This is a genomic window from Coprococcus sp. LG101-27, assembly GCF_027695515.1.
Taxonomy (GTDB): domain Bacteria; phylum Bacillota; class Clostridia; order Lachnospirales; family Lachnospiraceae; genus Allocoprococcus; species Allocoprococcus comes.
Genome location: NZ_JAQEUJ010000001.1, coordinates 105,317 through 121,178, shown reverse-complemented (window position 1 = coordinate 121,178; position 15,862 = coordinate 105,317). Strand labels below are relative to the sequence as shown.

Here is a 15,862-nt window from a genome sequence, read left to right as displayed (position 1 = left end):
TAATATGCCTTTCAGGATATCGGTATATGAAATTCTATCTGAATCCTAATGAAAATCCGGTGTCCCCACCATATCATACGGGGTTGCCTGGTAAACATAGTAATTCAGCCAGTTTGCATACATACAGTTACCATGTGCTCTCCATGTAAGAAGTGGCTTCTGTGTGCTGTCATTGTCTGGATAATAATTCTCCGGCATTTCAATCGGAAGTCCTTTACTCAGATCCCGCTTATACTCCTGATCCAGTGTCACCCGGTCGTACTCCGGATGCCCCATTACAAAAATCTGTCTTCCATCCTGTGCCATGATAAGGTATGCTCCTGCCTTTTCCGACTCTGCCAGAATCATCAGTCTCTCATCTGCACGGATCTTCTCAATCGGCACATCTGTATGTCTGGAATGCGGTGCATAAAATACATCATCAAATCCACGTACCAGAGGAATCTTACGGTTCATAACCTTATGTTCAAAGATACCGAAAAGCTTTTTGTCCAGCTGTACTTTATTGATTCCATAATGATAATAAAGTGCTGCCTGTGCTCCCCAGCAGAGATGGATCGTTGAAGTAACATGCGTCTTTGTCCACTCCATGATCTCTACAAGCTCTTCCCAGTAATCCACCTCTTCAAACGGCATCTGCTCTACCGGTGCTCCGGTTATGATAAATCCGTCAAATTTCTGATCTTTTACATTTTCAAAATTCTCATAAAACCGGTTCAGGTGATTCGCTGAAGTGTTCTTTGAAACATGATTTTTTACTGCCAAAAATACAATGTCAACCTGCAGCGGTGTATTGGAAAGGGAACGCAGAAGCTGAAGTTCCGTATCCTCTTTCAGTGGCATAAGATTCAGAAGTCCGATCTTGATCGGACGGATGTCCTGATGAACCGCACGGTTCTCATCCATTACAAATATATTTTCTTTTTCCAGTATTTCTTTTACCGGAAGGTCATTCTGTACACGAATTGGCATTTCTGCTTACTTCCTCTCTTTTTTATTTTCCCCGTTTTTTACCGCTGTATCATTTTCTTCCGGATTTTCTCTGACAAATCTTCCACTATCATCCACATAACTCTTTTCCCCATACTCCGAAGTCTGAAGCGGAAGCTTTTTCTTCTCCAGCAAATGATTGATCAGCATTGTAATAATATAATAAACTACTGCAAATGTAGGCACGCCCATGATCATTCCTACAAATCCAAACAGACCGCCTCCGAGCAGGATTGAAAATACCACCCAGAATGCAGATAATCCGGTCGAATTGCCCAAAATCTTCGGTCCGATCACATTTCCATCAAGCTGCTGCAGCACAAGAATGAAGATCAGGAAATACAAGCCCTTGATCGGATCATTCAGCAAAATCAGAACGGCACTCGGAATAGCACCGATATACGGTCCGAAGAAAGGAATGACATTGGTCACACCAACGATTACACTGATCAAAAGTATGTACGGCATCTTCAGGAGCGTAAGTCCAAAGAAGCAAAGCACTCCAATAATCATAGAATCAATGATCTTTCCAATAATAAATCCACCGAAAATCTCATTGCTTTTCTTTGTCAGATGCAGGATCATATTGGCATGATCTGTACGGAACACTGCATAGACGATCTTTTTACTCTGTGCGGAAAATGTTTCCTTACTGAACAGAATATAGACTGATACAATAAGACCAATCAGAAAATTCAGGATCTCACTGACAAAATTGATGATCCCAACCGTCAGGTTTGACATCACTTCATTAACCTTGGTTAAAAGATCCTGTTTGATCCAGTTCTGTAATGCATCCGATCCCTTTTCTAACAGGTTACGTGCCATGACTCCGGCAGGACTGGTATCTTTCTGGATACTTATGATCTTCGTAACCATATCACTGATCTGTCCCGGCAGAGTCTGAACCATGTCACGGATACTTTTATAAAGTTCCGGAATCAGCATATTGCACAGTGCCAGGATCAAAGCAAGCAGCATAACCAGCGCTGCAAAAACACCGACACTACGCGAAACCTTCTTTGCCTTTTCCTGAGACATTTTCTTTTTTAATTGTGGAATCAGCCACCGGTCAATCTGCTTTACGATCGGATTCAGCAAATATGCGATCACCATTCCGTATAGGATCGGCTTTAACACATCAATTACTTTACTGACACCTACTGATATATCATCTATTCGGAGTAACAGAAAATAAAAGATCACACAAGCTGCAATTACAAGAAAAAAGGTAAGCCCCTTCCTGAAATGAAGCAAAATCTTTGATGGTCCTCTGTTACCAAATTCCGGACGCTTCTCATAATACGCTGCTGATTTCTTCTCTTCCGGCTTCTCTGAAACCCCTTCCTCTACATTTTCTTTTTTTTCCATTTAATTTCCCTGTCTTTCTTCAAAAGTCTAGTTTTCATTATACCTTCTTTCTAACACCCCCGTCAACCTCCCCAACCATCCTTTTCGCACCTTTTCTCTCATTCCTTGCACACAAACAAACAGGTGCAGGAGAAACTCTCCCACACCCATCAATCTCATCTACGCACATCCACAACTGAAAGTTGCACATTCCGTCTCATCACAGCTGCATGCCTGGCTGCCCTCCACACTGATCTTTCCTGCATGGCACTGGCATTCCTTATTATACTGGCACTCCGTGGCCTTGCAGTCGATCTTGCTTGTCGGACCCGCCTCACCTGTCACATTGCTGTAGGTTCCGCTTTTTCTTTCTTCAAAGCTGTCACAACTTGTCTCTGCAGCTTTCCGTGCAGATTTTCCTCCCACCGTAATTGCGTTCAGATCACAATAAAAATCTTTGTTGTGCATACATGTCTGTACTGTACATTTTAATTCAGGCATAATGTTACCTCCTTTTTGAAAATCAGTATCATTATGCCCGAAAATTTTATTTCTTATTCAGATTTTATTTAAATCTCTATTTGTCGTCTTCTTTTTTTACTTCTCTTGCTGTCTTGGCCTGGATCTCCATCTTGATTGCCGCAAGGAAGTCAGCCAGTGTCTTCTGTCCTTCATCCCCTTCAAAACGACTTCTTACAGATACCAGTCCGTCCTCTTCTTCTTTTGCTCCGACAACCAGCATGTACGGGATCTTCTTCATCTGTGCTTCACGGATCTTGTATCCGATCTTCTCTGCACGTGTATCAATCTCTGCACGAACACCTGAATTGTTCAGTTCATCCAGAACCTTCTGTGCATAATCCATATATTTGTCTGAAATCGGAAGTACCTTAACCTGTACCGGTGCAAGCCATGTCGGGAATGCTCCCGCAAAATGCTCGATCAGGATACCGATAAATCTTTCGATCGATCCGAAGATTACACGGTGGATCATGATCGGACGATGCTTCTCACCATCTGCTCCTGTGTATTCAAGGTTAAATCTGAGCGGAAGCTGGAAATCAAGCTGGATGGTTCCACACTGCCATGTTCTTCCGATAGAGTCTTCCAGATGGAAGTCGATCTTCGGTCCGTAGAACGCTCCATCTCCTTCATTTACTACATATGGAAGTCCCAGATCGTCCAATGCGCCGCGAAGGGCTTTTGTAGCCATATCCCAGTCTTCATCGCTTCCCATGCTGTCTTCCGGTCTTGTAGAAAGTTCTACATGGTATTTAAATCCAAACAGGCTGTAAACTTCATTGATCAGTTTTACAACGCCTTTGATCTCATCACGTACCTGCTCTGGTGTCATGAAGATATGTGCATCATCCTGCGTAAAGCATCTTACACGCATCAGTCCATGAAGCTGTCCTGATTTTTCATGACGGTGGACCAGTCCAAGTTCTCCCATACGAAGCGGAAGGTCACGGTATGAACGTGGTTCAGATTCATATACAAGAATTCCTCCCGGGCAGTTCATCGGTTTGATGGCGAAATCTTCATCATCGATCACAGTTGTATACATGTTGTCTTTGTAGTGATCCCAGTGTCCTGATGTTTCCCAGAGATGGCGGCTTAACATGATTGGTGTTGAAATTTCAACATATCCGGCTTTTTTGTGGATCTCTCTCCAGTAATCAAGCAGCTGGTTCTTCAGTTCCATTCCTTTTGGAAGGAAGAATGGGAATCCTGGTCCTTCTTCTCTCATCATGAAAAGTCCAAGTTCTTTTCCAAGTTTTCTATGATCACGCTTCTTTGCTTCTTCCATCATATGCAGATATTCTTCAAGTTCTGCTTTCTTCGGATAAGAAGTACCATAAACTCTCTGAAGCATCTTATTTTTTTCACTTCCGCGCCAGTAAGCTCCTGCAAGGCTTGTAAGTTTGAATGCTTTTACCGGTTTTGTGCTCATCAGGTGCGGTCCTGCACAAAGATCTGTAAATTCTCCCTGTGAATAGAAACTGATCACAGCATCTTCCGGAAGATCTTCAATCAGTTCTACTTTATATGGTTCATCTTTTTCTTTGAAATATGCAATTGCCTCAGATCTTGGCATTGTATACTGCTTGATTGGAAGATCTTCCTTCACGATCTTCTTCATCTCAGCTTCGATTTTTTCCAGATCTTCTGCTACAAGTGGAGTCTCACGATCGATATCGTAATAGAATCCATCCTCAATAGAAGGTCCGATTGCAAGCTTTGTATCCGGGTACAGTCTCTTGATCGCCTGTGCCATAATGTGGGATGTTGTGTGACGGAATGCACCTTTTCCTTTTTCATCATTGAATGTAAGAATGTTCAGCTCACAGTCTTTGTCGATCACAGTTCTTAAATCAACAACTTCTCCGTCAACTTCTCCTGCTGTTGCAACCCTTGCAAGTCCTTCACTGATATCTTTTGCAATATCAATTACAGACATGCTCTGTGCATATTCTTTGCTTGATCCATCTTTTAATGTGATTTTCATAGTCTTTTTGTTCCTCTCTTTATTTTATAATTTCTGATTATACAACATTTTTCTGTGCAAGCTCCGGATCCGGATGTTCTCCTGACCATCCTGCCTGTGGCATAGTTGCCAGTCTCGATACATCCTCTTCGCTGATCTCAAAATGGAACAGATCCATATTCTGTTTCATCCGCTCCATCGAAGATGATTTCGGAAGCGGAATGATATCATTCTGAAGCAGGAATCTCAGACACAGCTGCGCCGGTGAAACCTGATACTTTCCGGCAAGTTCAAGGATCAGTCCATCTTCCAGAATCCGCCGTCTTCCGATCGGGCTCCATGCCTGCATCTGAATACCATGCTCTTTACAATACTGCACAGCTGCCTGCTGCATATAACCCGGATGCAGTTCCAGCTGATTGACAACTGGTTTTACAGTTCCATTCTCCAGAATGTTCTTAATATGGTGCGGAAGGAAGTTGCTGAGTCCAAGTCCCCGGATCTTCCCTTCTTTCTGAAGTTCTTCCATCGCCCTCCAGGTCTCAAGATCCAGTTCTTTCCAGTTCTCACAGTCAGCCGACGGTCTTGGCCAGTGGATCAGATAGATGTCCAGATAATCGGTACCAAGTCTTTTCAGACTCTTTTCTAATGCATCCTTTGTCTGCTGATATCCCATTTCATCTTTCCACATTTTGGATACAAGGAAGAAATCCTCTCTTGGAAGATTGCTTTCACGGATCGCCTGACCTACAAACTCTTCGGTCTGATAAAAGGATGCGGTATCAAAATAGCGATATCCTGCTTCTATGGCAGTCTTTAAAATCTCCACGTTATTCCCTTCTGCCGCTTTGTAGGTTCCAAAACCAACGCATGGGATTTTCATATCATTGTTCAACTTGAAACAATCGTAAATACTTTCCATTAGATCATCCTTTCTGTAAACTATGAGAAACACGCTCCGCGAGTTTCTCAAGTTATCGCGGCAGTCGCCAAGGTCTCGTGCAAGCACGGACTTTGGCTCGTTGCTCGCGTAAACTAAAAAACCTCTGCAACAGAAATATCTGCTGCAGAGGACGAGTTACTTTGTATACCCGCGGTTCCACCCCGCTTGTCCTGATTTCCAGGACCTCTTTGTGGATGATAACGGTATCCAGCCGGACTGTTTTACAGCCGCTCGGAGGTGGTCTTCAAACGCTTCTGTAATAAGAGGCTCTCAGCCTAAGACCTCTCTCTCTGGGATTCTTCCTGCGTTCTACTCTTCTCTTCATCGCATTTGCTAACATTATACCATGGGATTTTCATTTGTCAACACGTTCAAAAAATGTATTGAAAATTTCTATCAGAACCTATTTGTTCTTACCACAGCATTTTTTATATTTTTTACCACTTCCGCACGGACATGGATCGTTTGGATAAACTTTCTTTTCCACGTGGATTGTACGTGCGTTTTTCTGTTCTTTGTAAAGGACTTTTTTCTTTTCTTCTGTAAAGATCTTATCCCACTGTGGCAGTTCATACAGCCAGTCAGCTTTTGCATCTACCATGTTCTTGTAAAGCAGTTCTTTATCAAAAGCAAGACTTACCTCAGTGTCCTCATCCATTGTCTCAATTGGATTAGCCACTTTCAGGCTGTCGTTGATTCCATCAAGGAATCCTGTCATTGTAAATACATTAATGCCATATTTTTCAGCAAGTTCCTTTACAGTTCCTTTTACTTCTTCGTCTGGATTCTCAAGCAGCTTTTCATAGATCTCTTTTTCAGTCTGGAAATAGGTTCCCCAGAACTTCTGCAGAGAAGCTTTATCCATCTCTTTCGAGTAAGCGGTATCTCTCCACTGTTCTAATAATGTACTCATACTGTAAATTCTCCTTTTTATTCTTTATCACTCCATATATCATACAGCATTTTTCGACTGTTTGCAAAACATTTTCTTGTAGAAATTGTTTTTTATCTATATAATAGAGATAAAGTATAGTACGAAGGTGGTTGTTATGAAAAAATTCAAGCGTTTTGCAGCTCTTATCTGTGCAATTCTTCTGTTCCTGATGTACGTCAGCACTCTGGTATTTGCATTTATCGACAAATCCAGATCATTAGGACTTCTTAAAGCATCTGTTGCCTGCACGATTCTTGTACCGGTTATGAGTTACGCCTACATCCTGGTTTATCGTCTGATCCACAGGAATGATGACGACTTTCACAGTGAATATTAACATCTCATACATAAAGCTCTGCCATCATCCAGGCAGGGCTTTTCTCTTCGCCGAATCTGCCACCAAATCGTTTTTTCTCCTGTTCTCTGATCTTCTGTCTTTTATTTAGATATTCTTCCATGGAAATGACTTCCTGTGTGCTGATATTCTTCTCTTTCTGCATATCTTGTTACCTCCTGTCTACAGTTTTTTCGTCTGTCTGCCTTCTGGTATAAGCCTCATCCGGCATTTCCCCGACATCTTTAATATATGTTCTTATTTTCTGATTTATGACTTTTTCTTTTTTATGATGATACCAGATTGCTACGTGCTTTGCACTCTCGCAATCCTCAAAAACATTCATCATCTTTTTATTTTAAGAGTATAGCCGTGTTCTGTGACCTTACTATGGAGATTCTCTAAAAAAATCATAAGTTGTTTCTTAAGAAAATATGATTGACAACACCACGTCAATTCACTAAACTAGACATAGTGAGTAGTAAGAAAGGAAGAACATCATGAACAATTTGCAGATACCGGAGAATTACCATTCTCCACTTACGATCCGCGAGACTGAAGTGGCTATCAAAGAAGTAAAAGACCACTTTGAACGCGCACTTGCCAAATCTCTGCATCTGACGCGTGTATCCGCTCCTCTTTTCGTCCGCCCGGAATCCGGACTGAACGATAACCTGAACGGAGTAGAACGCCCGGTTGCATTTGGCATCAAAGAACAGGAAGACCGCGAAGTTGAGATCGTCCACTCTCTTGCAAAATGGAAACGTTACGCCTTAAAGCGCTACGGCTTTCATTCAGGAGAAGGACTTTATACTGATATGAGTGCTATCCGCCGAGATGAAGATACTGACAACATCCATTCCATCTATGTTGACCAGTGGGACTGGGAAAAAGTAATTTCCAAAGAAGAACGCAACATGGAGACACTGGAATACACTGTAGGAAAAGTATACAGTGCACTCAAAGAAACCGAAGCCTACATGGCACGCCGTTACAATTATATTGAAGAATTCCTTCCGGATGAAATCAGCTTCATCACATCCCAGGAACTGGAAACCATGTATCCTGACAAGACACCAAAGGAACGTGAATACCACTTTGCCAAAGCCAAAGGTGCCGTATTCATCAAACAGATCGGTAAGACACTTGCCTCCGGACAGCGTCATGACGGACGTGCACCGGACTACGATGACTGGGAACTGAACGGTGATATCATCGTCTACTATCCGGTACTCGATATCGCACTGGAGCTTTCTTCCATGGGTATCCGTGTCGATGAAGATGCACTCCGCCGTCAGTTAAAGGAAGCCGGCTGCGAAGAACGCGCCGAGATGGATTTCCAGAAAGCATTACTGAACGGAAAACTTCCGTACACAGTCGGAGGCGGAATCGGACAGTCCCGAATCTGTATGTTCTATCTCCGCAAAGCCCACATCGGAGAAGTCCAGTCCTCCATCTGGCCGGACGACGTCCTCGAAGAAGCCGCATCCCGCGGAGTGTACTTACTGTAATACATAACCAACCATTATCACAATTTGATAATTCGCCATAAAAAAATGAGGCAGGACTAAAAAAGTCCTGCCCTATTTTTACATTCCTATTTATTTCTGAAGATGATATCATGTCTTCCCGGTCCATTAGAAACCATTGTGATCGGATATCCGATCTCTTTCTCGATAAATTCGATGTAGTTTCTGCAGTTCTCCGGAAGATCTTCGTATTTCTTGATTCCTCTGATGTCGCATTTCCATCCCGGAAGTGTCTTGAGTACTGGTTTTGCTTTCTCAAGAAGATGTGTTGTCGGGAATTCTGTTGTAACTTCTCCGTCAATCTCGTATCCTACACATACCGGAATTTCATCCAGGTATCCAAGTACGTCGACAACAGTAAATGCTACATCTGTAGTTCCCTGCATACGGCATCCATATTTGGATGCTACACAGTCAAACCATCCCATACGTCTCGGACGACCTGTTGTTGCGCCGAATTCTCCGCCGTCTCCACCACGTCTTCTGAGTTCATCTGCTTCTTCGCCAAAGATCTCACTTACAAAGGCACCTGCTCCTACTGCACTTGAGTAGGCTTTACATACTGTAACGATCTGTTTGATCTCATACGGCGGGATTCCGGCACCGATTGCACCGTAAGCTGCCAGTGTAGAAGAAGAAGTTACCATTGGGTAAATTCCATGATCCGGATCCTTTAATGTTCCAAGCTGTCCTTCAAGAAGAATTTCTTTACCTTCCTTGAGTGCTTCGTTAAGATACAGAGAAACGTTACATACATACGGTGCTACCATTTCTTTGTATTCCATCAGTTCCTTATATAAATCATCAGGATTGATTAACGGTTTGTGATACAGATGTTCCAACATGACGTTCTTCTGTTCTGCTATGCGGTTTACCTTTTCTCTAAGTTCAGCTTCATCCTCGAAAAGCTCACTGATCTGGAAACCAATCTTTGCATACTTGTCTGAATAAAACGGTGCAATACCAGACTTTGTAGATCCGAACGACTTTCCGCCCAGTCTCTCTTCCTCATATGCATCAAAATTCTTGTGATAAGACATCACCATCTGTGCACGGTCTGACACCAGAATCTTCGGCATCGGAACATCTCTGTCAATGATTGACTGGATTTCCTTGAAAAGAACCGGGATATCTACAGCGACACCATTGCCGATGATACTGGTTGTATGTCCGTAGAAAACTCCTGACGGTAATGTATGAAGAGCGAATTTGCCGTAATCATTGATAATTGTATGTCCGGCATTTGCTCCACCCTGGAAACGAATGATAATATCTGCTTTTTCGGCAAGCATATCTGTGATCTTACCTTTTCCTTCGTCTCCCCAGTTCGCACCTACTACTGCTTTAACCATAATAAATCCTCCTGCGTGTTCTTGGCTATCTGTGAAATATCTCCACAGTGTCATCCCTCTTTTCATCGGGATAACTCCTACTTATAAATATAATCAATGTCCCTTATAAAGACACCGATTGAATTATACTACATTTCAAATAAAAAGTACACTCTTATTTTCAGCTACTTCCCGAAAATTCCGTATTTTTCTTGATTTTATGCTCCGTAACAGTCTTGCTACATCAGCGGTGCCACAAGTCTTAAAACCTGACCGTATATTTTCACAAAAGTACTCCGGTTTCTGACCTCCGTCATCGTCACCTTCTGACATTTTGTCAGTGTATCCTGGAAGTCCTTTTCAATATCACGCACAACCGGATTGCGGTAAATGAAAACACCGCATTCAAAATGCAGATAAAGACTGCGGTAATCCAGATTGATACTGCCTACTGTCGCCGTATCATCGTCTGAAGTAAATACTTTTGCATGAACAAATCCAGGCGTATATTCATAGATCTCTACCCCACCTGCGATCAGTTCCTCATAATAAGTCTTCGCAAGATAAAATGCATACGGCTTATCCGGAATATGTGGCATAATAATCTGCACTTCTATTCCACCCTTTGCAGCTCTTGTCAGCGCATCAATCATCTCATTGTCCAGGATCAGATACGGTGTCATAATATGCACATACTTCTTCGCATGATTCAGAATGTGGAAATACACTTCTTCTCCTACATTTTCATGATCGAACGGACTGTCTCCGTATGGGATGATATAACCATCTTTGCGGCTGAATCCCGGCTGCTTTTCTGTCAGATACTTTGCATAATCCTCCGGCTGTCTCTCCGTAATATTCCACATCTGCAGGAACATCATGGTAAAACTCTGCACGGCATCACCTTCGATTTTGATCGCTGTATCTTTCCAGTGTCCGAACCGGACTTTCTTGTTGATATATTCATCTGCCAGATTAACACCTCCGGTAAATGCAACCTTTCCGTCAATCACACAGATTTTCCGGTGATCCCGATTATTCTGGCTGGTAGAAAGGATGGGTACGATCGGTCCAAATTCCTTGCACTGGATTCCATATTCCCGGAGCTGCTTCGGATACTCATACGGCAAAAGGCTGATACTGCAGGTTCCGTCATACATCAGGCGTACTTCCACGCCCTCTTTCACCTTTTTACGCAGAACCTCCAGAACAGTGTCCCACACATATCCTTCTCCGATAATAAAATATTCCATGAAAATAAATTTTTCTGCCTTATTCAGTTCTTCGATCAGAACCGGAAATTTGTCATCTCCCAGTGGAAAATACTGTGCCTGTGAGTTCCCATAAGTCGGAAATCCCACCTGGTTATAAAGGAAATGTGACAGATTGGCATTTGCAACCCTTCCACCTTTCATCGCATGGACAACATATTCATTCTGCTGCATATAAGGTTCAGTCTCCACTCGAAGCTTCTCCAGTCTGGCACCCAGATATTTGGTTCCGATTCCTGCTTTTGTAAACAGATAAAATCCAACTCCGACCACCGGGACAAGGAACACAAACAGGATCCACGTCATCTTAAACGCCGGATTCCCTTTTTCATTGAAAATATAAATCGCTGTGATAAAAGAAAGAAGCGATATCACTCCGTTCATATAGGTACTGTAATTTCCCAGATATGTAAAAGTGAGAACCATAATACCAATCTGAAGAAGAATCAGCAGAAGAATAATCGCGGTATGGCTGTACACTGCACCAAATACTTTTGTCTTGGCACGTTCTTTGACTGACTTGCTGGTATCATGATATTTTGTAAATTCTCTCATTCGCGGTCTTCCTCTCTTTAGATACTATTTTATATCGTAACACAATTTTTATTCTTTCACAACATTCCAGTTGCTTATAATCGTACAACACTTCCTTATTTTTGTTGTTTTTCTGGTTCTTTTATAAATATTTTACTTTCCCTTTTCAAATAAAAGTATTACAATAAAATTATTCATGTATACTATATTTCATGACGAACTATCTCATCTGCCATATCTGACAGGACGAGATCAAGAAAGGAGCAGCAACATGGCTAAAAATTTTGGTAAAATCCTGCTCGGACTGACTGCCGCAGGCGCAGCTGGTGCCGGTGCATATTACTGGTTAAAGAACCGACATAATGAAGAACCGGAAGACGAGTTCGATGATACTTTTGAAGAGGATGATTTTGAACTGGATGATGATCTTGGCGAAGTGCCTGAGCGTGGTTACACAACTCTTACTCCATCTTCTGCAAAGGAAGAAACCTCTGAAGAGTCTGAAGAAAAAACTGACGATGCAGAAGCCGCTTCCCAGACACCGGAAACTGATTCCGAAGAATCCGATCCGGCTTCAGAAGAAGTTTAAGAAAGAACTTATCTTACAGCTTATCATTTTCTGCATAAAGCCAAACCCGGAAGAATTTTTCATTCTTACCGGGTTTTTCATTGCCATTTCTTTTCAAAAACTGTCGACTAACACATTATTTGCAATTAAATTCTGAGCAAGACTGCTTTCTTTATTTTGGCAGCTTGAATGAACTCTTCAGCGAAACGATTCTGTTAAATACCAGATGCTCTTTGGAAGAATCATGGGAATCCACGCAGAAATATCCCTGACGTACAAACTGGAAGCTTTCATATGCTTTTGCATCTGCAAAGTTTGATTCTACAAAGATTTCTTTCTCTGTAAGAGAATTCGGATTCAGGTTCAGGGAACCGTCTTCTTTATTGTAGACACCCTTTTCTTCGTCGATCAGGTTCTCATACAGTCTTACGGTTGCCGGAAGTGCTGTACTTGCCTCTACCCAGTGGATCGTTCCTTTTACTTTTCTTCCTGTGAATCCGGAACCACTCTTTGTCTCTGGATCATAAGTACAATGTACAACAGTTACATTACCGTCTTCATCCTTTTCAAATCCTGTACAGGTTACGAAGTAAGCATTCATCAGACGTACTTCGTTGCCTGGGAACAGACGGAAATATTTCTTCGGAGGCTCTTCCATAAAGTCTTCTCTCTCAATATAAAGCTCTCTTCCAAATGGAAGCTGACGGCTTCCAAGTTCTTCATTCTCAAGATTATTCGGTGCATCCAGATATTCAATCTGTCCTTCCGGATAGTTATCGATCACAAGCTTGATCGGATCAAGGACTGACATCATACGTGCTCTCTTAAGCTTCAGATCCTCACGGATACAGTATTCGAGCATTGCATAATCTACAGAGCTCTGCGCTTTGGAAACTCCGCACAGGTCAACGAACATCTTGATAGATTCCGGTGTGAATCCACGGCGACGAAGTGCTGCGATGGAAACCAGTCTCGGATCATCCCAGCCGTCCACAATCTTATCTTCTACAAGTTTCTTGATATAACGCTTTCCTGTAACTACGTTCGTCAGATATAATTTTGCAAATTCGATCTGACGCGGTGGATTTGCAAATTCACATTCTCTTACTACCCAGTCATAAAGCGGTCTGTGATCTTCAAATTCCAGTGTACAGATAGAATGAGTGATTCCTTCGATCGCATCCTCGATCGGATGTGCAAAATCGTACATCGGGTAGATGCACCACTTATCACCCGTATTGTGATGTGTCATACGTGCTACACGGTAAATAATCGGGTCTCTCATATTGATATTCGGTGATGCCATATCAATCTTCGCACGGAGAACCTTCTCTCCGTCTGCATACTTGCCTGCACGCATATTTTCAAAAAGCTCCAGGTTCTCTTCCACACTTCTGTCACGGTACGGGCTGTCCTTTCCCGGCTCTGTCAGAGTTCCTCTGTACTCACGGATCTGATCCGCTGTCAGGTCACAGACATAAGCTTTTCCTTTCTTGATCAGTTTGATCGCATACTCATACATCTGATCAAAATAATCAGATGCAAAGTAAAGGTGATCTCCCCAGTCAGCACCCAGCCATTTGATATCCGCTTTGATAGACTCAACGAACTCTGTCTTTTCCTTTGTCGGGTTGGTATCGTCAAAACGCATATGGAATGTTCCGTTATATTTCTGTGCAAGTCCGTAGTTTAAAAGGATAGACTTTGCATGTCCGATGTGAAGGTATCCGTTCGGTTCCGGTGGGAAACGGGTACATACATGATCGTATACGCCTTCTGCAAGATCTTTTTCAATTTCCTGTTCTATAAAATTCTTTGATACAGCTTCTTCTGCCATTGAAGTTCCTCCTCACGTCTCTCTATTACTTCAAAATCTGCCGGTATGTAGCAGTCTTTTTCATGTCATGTATCTCAATCATTGCCCTGTAGACAACTTTTGATTCATGTTCTTTAGTTTATCACACTTTCTATACATGAACAAGTGCAAAAAAAGCAGACATCGTAATCTCCAACCGGAAATACAACTCTGCTTCTTAAATAAATAAGCTGCCTAGCGGAATCGAACCGCCGACCTCCGCCTTACCAAGGCGACGCTCTACCGACTGAGCCAAGGCAGCCTGCGCATTTTCGCGACTCATTTAATATAGCATATCACTGCTTTGCTTGTCAACAATTTTAAAACTATATTTTTACTTTTTTTCAGACCGGCGCTTTTCTTCCAGAAGCTGGCGTGCTTTCGCTTTGATCCGCTGCAGGGCATTGTCGATCGTCTTCGGACTTTTGTCCATAAATTCTGCAATCTTCAGATACTCCATTCCCTGTAGATGAAGATACAGCACCTTTCGCTCCAGCTTACTTAATTTTTCTTTCAGTTCCTCTTCAAATGCATTCGTATACTCTTCTCCAAGAATCATCAGCTCCGGATTACTCTCTTTCCCTGCTTCGATCGTATCTACTATGGAAAGCCCGTTCTCCTCCGGATTGTCACTGGCAGACGCGTAAATCGACACATAGGAATTGAGCGGCAGATGTTTTTTCCGCTGTGAAGCCTTAATCGCCGTATACATCTGGCGTGACACACAAAGTCCGGCAAAACTTGAAAAGCTTGCACCTTCTTTCGGATCATAATCCTGCACCGCTTTAAAAAGACCGATCATCCCCTCCTGGATCAGATCGTCATTTTCTCCGCCCCACAGATACATGGCACGCGCTTGTTTGCGTACCATGTCTTTGTATTTTTCCATCAGATAATCCGTGATCTCGGTCTTACCTTCCCGAAGCAGTTCAATCAGCTGCTCATCCGTCATTTTCCCCAGATCCATTTTCATTCTCCGATTTTCCTAACTCATGCGCTGACGCACGATCTCATAGGCAAGGACACCTGCTGCCACAGACGCATTCAGGGAGTCAATATCTCCCTTCATCGGAATGGCTGCAGTCATATCACAGGTCTCTTTTACCAGACGTCCAACACCTTCGCCTTCGTTTCCGATCACCAGACCAATCGGTCCTTTCAGATTCACGCGGTACATCACATCCCCATCCATATCTGCACAGACAAACCAGAGTCCCTTTTCTTTCAGTTCTTCCATGGTTTTCACCAGATTGGTAACTTTTGCTACCGGTGTGTAATTCAGCGCACCTGCTGATGTCTTTGCAACGGTTGCAGTAAGACCTGCTGCGCGGTGCTTCGGAATGATCACACCATGCGCACCTGCAAGATTGGCAGTACGGATGATTGCGCCGAGATTATGTGGATCCTCAATATTGTCCAGAAGGATCAGGAAAGGATCTTCCCCTTTCTGTTTTGCAAGCTCCAGCATATCTTCCACCTGCGCATACTCGTAAGCCGCTGCCTGTGCAATGACCCCCTGATGTCTTCCGGTCTCTGAAATCTGGTTCAGACGTTCTTTGGTTACAAAATTCAGGATCGTATCATGCTTTTTTGCTTCTCTTACGATACTTCTGATCGGTCCGTCCTGACATCCGTCAAGAATATATACTTTGTCAATCGTTTTCCCGGAGCGAAATGCTTCCATTACTGCATTTCTTCCCTCGATCTGCTGACTGTTCATCTTTTTTTCTTCCAT

15 protein-coding genes, 1 tRNA gene and 1 other annotated feature are annotated in these 15,862 nt (G+C 42.8%); of the genes, 3 read left to right on the top strand and 13 right to left on the bottom strand.

From position 1 onward, the window contains the following. Positions 1-45: 45 nt before the first annotated feature. From metA to PG766_RS00585, 6 genes are all read right to left on the bottom strand, one after another. Positions 46-972 carry a homoserine O-acetyltransferase MetA gene (gene metA / locus PG766_RS00610; RefSeq protein ID WP_118198437.1) on the bottom strand — a complete coding sequence of 309 codons (927 nt, stop codon included), beginning with the start codon at positions 970-972 and terminating at the stop codon, positions 46-48. Positions 973-978: 6 nt separating this feature from the next. Continuing rightward, positions 979-2,361, bottom strand: a complete 1,383-nt coding sequence (locus tag PG766_RS00605) for an AI-2E family transporter (RefSeq protein ID WP_117835237.1) — start codon at positions 2,359-2,361, stop codon at positions 979-981. Between the two features lie 159 nt (positions 2,362-2,520). Beyond that, positions 2,521-2,841 carry a DUF1540 domain-containing protein gene (locus PG766_RS00600; protein WP_117556263.1) on the bottom strand — a complete coding sequence of 107 codons (321 nt, stop codon included), beginning with the start codon at positions 2,839-2,841 and terminating at the stop codon, positions 2,521-2,523. Between the two features lie 76 nt (positions 2,842-2,917). After that, entirely contained in the window at positions 2,918-4,849 is a 1,932-nt protein-coding gene (thrS, locus tag PG766_RS00595; protein ID WP_117556265.1) for a threonine--tRNA ligase, read from the bottom strand. Positions 4,850-4,886: 37 nt separating this feature from the next. Beyond that, the gene (locus PG766_RS00590; RefSeq protein WP_117556267.1) at positions 4,887-5,750 is read right to left on the bottom strand and encodes an aldo/keto reductase; all 864 of its coding nucleotides are present in this window, start codon (positions 5,748-5,750) and stop codon (positions 4,887-4,889) included. 144 nt (positions 5,751-5,894) lie between these two features. Next, positions 5,895-6,105, bottom strand: a binding site (T-box leader). 69 nt (positions 6,106-6,174) lie between these two features. Beyond that, entirely contained in the window at positions 6,175-6,684 is a 510-nt protein-coding gene (locus tag PG766_RS00585) for an SEC-C metal-binding domain-containing protein (RefSeq protein WP_022220547.1), read from the bottom strand. A 136-nt stretch (positions 6,685-6,820) separates the two neighbouring features. Here PG766_RS00585 and PG766_RS00580 point away from each other — a divergent pair, with 136 nt between their 5' ends. Further along, positions 6,821-7,042: a hypothetical protein gene (locus PG766_RS00580; RefSeq protein ID WP_022220548.1), complete on the top strand. Its 222-nt coding sequence runs from the start codon at positions 6,821-6,823 to the stop codon at positions 7,040-7,042. 4 nt (positions 7,043-7,046) lie between these two features. Here PG766_RS00580 and PG766_RS00575 read toward each other — a convergent pair whose 3' ends face one another. After that, positions 7,047-7,205: a hypothetical protein gene (locus PG766_RS00575; protein ID WP_008374787.1), complete on the bottom strand. Its 159-nt coding sequence runs from the start codon at positions 7,203-7,205 to the stop codon at positions 7,047-7,049. A gap of 334 nt (positions 7,206-7,539) precedes the next feature. Here PG766_RS00575 and asnA point away from each other — a divergent pair, with 334 nt between their 5' ends. Further along, positions 7,540-8,550 carry an aspartate--ammonia ligase gene (asnA, locus tag PG766_RS00570; RefSeq protein WP_008374783.1) on the top strand — a complete coding sequence of 337 codons (1,011 nt, stop codon included), beginning with the start codon at positions 7,540-7,542 and terminating at the stop codon, positions 8,548-8,550. An 86-nt stretch (positions 8,551-8,636) separates the two neighbouring features. On the opposite strand, the gene PG766_RS00565 is transcribed toward asnA, so the two are convergent. Both PG766_RS00565 and cls read right to left on the bottom strand, forming a co-directional pair. Continuing rightward, entirely contained in the window at positions 8,637-9,920 is a 1,284-nt protein-coding gene (locus PG766_RS00565; RefSeq protein ID WP_117823944.1) for an adenylosuccinate synthase, read from the bottom strand. A gap of 218 nt (positions 9,921-10,138) precedes the next feature. Further along, the gene (cls, locus tag PG766_RS00560) at positions 10,139-11,725 is read right to left on the bottom strand and encodes a cardiolipin synthase (RefSeq protein WP_173824597.1); all 1,587 of its coding nucleotides are present in this window, start codon (positions 11,723-11,725) and stop codon (positions 10,139-10,141) included. 250 nt (positions 11,726-11,975) lie between these two features. Between cls and PG766_RS00555 the strand changes: the two genes are divergently transcribed. Next, positions 11,976-12,293 (top strand): hypothetical protein, encoded by a 318-nt coding sequence (locus PG766_RS00555; protein ID WP_118198438.1) that lies wholly within the window; start codon positions 11,976-11,978, stop codon positions 12,291-12,293. 151 nt (positions 12,294-12,444) lie between these two features. Here the strand turns inward: PG766_RS00555 and PG766_RS00550 are convergent, their stop codons facing one another. The 4 genes from PG766_RS00550 to rlmB all read right to left on the bottom strand — a co-directional run bounded on the left by PG766_RS00550 (position 12,445) and on the right by rlmB (position 15,862). Further along, positions 12,445-14,109, bottom strand: a complete 1,665-nt coding sequence (locus PG766_RS00550; RefSeq protein ID WP_118198439.1) for a glutamine--tRNA ligase/YqeY domain fusion protein — start codon at positions 14,107-14,109, stop codon at positions 12,445-12,447. 207 nt (positions 14,110-14,316) lie between these two features. After that, positions 14,317-14,389: transfer RNA gene (locus PG766_RS00545), tRNA-Thr, on the bottom strand. Positions 14,390-14,461: 72 nt separating this feature from the next. Further along, complete coding sequence (locus PG766_RS00540; RefSeq protein ID WP_008374769.1) at positions 14,462-15,100, bottom strand: sigma-70 family RNA polymerase sigma factor; 639 nt, start codon at positions 15,098-15,100, stop codon at positions 14,462-14,464. 12 nt (positions 15,101-15,112) lie between these two features. Then, entirely contained in the window at positions 15,113-15,862 is a 750-nt protein-coding gene (gene rlmB, locus PG766_RS00535; protein ID WP_118198440.1) for a 23S rRNA (guanosine(2251)-2'-O)-methyltransferase RlmB, read from the bottom strand.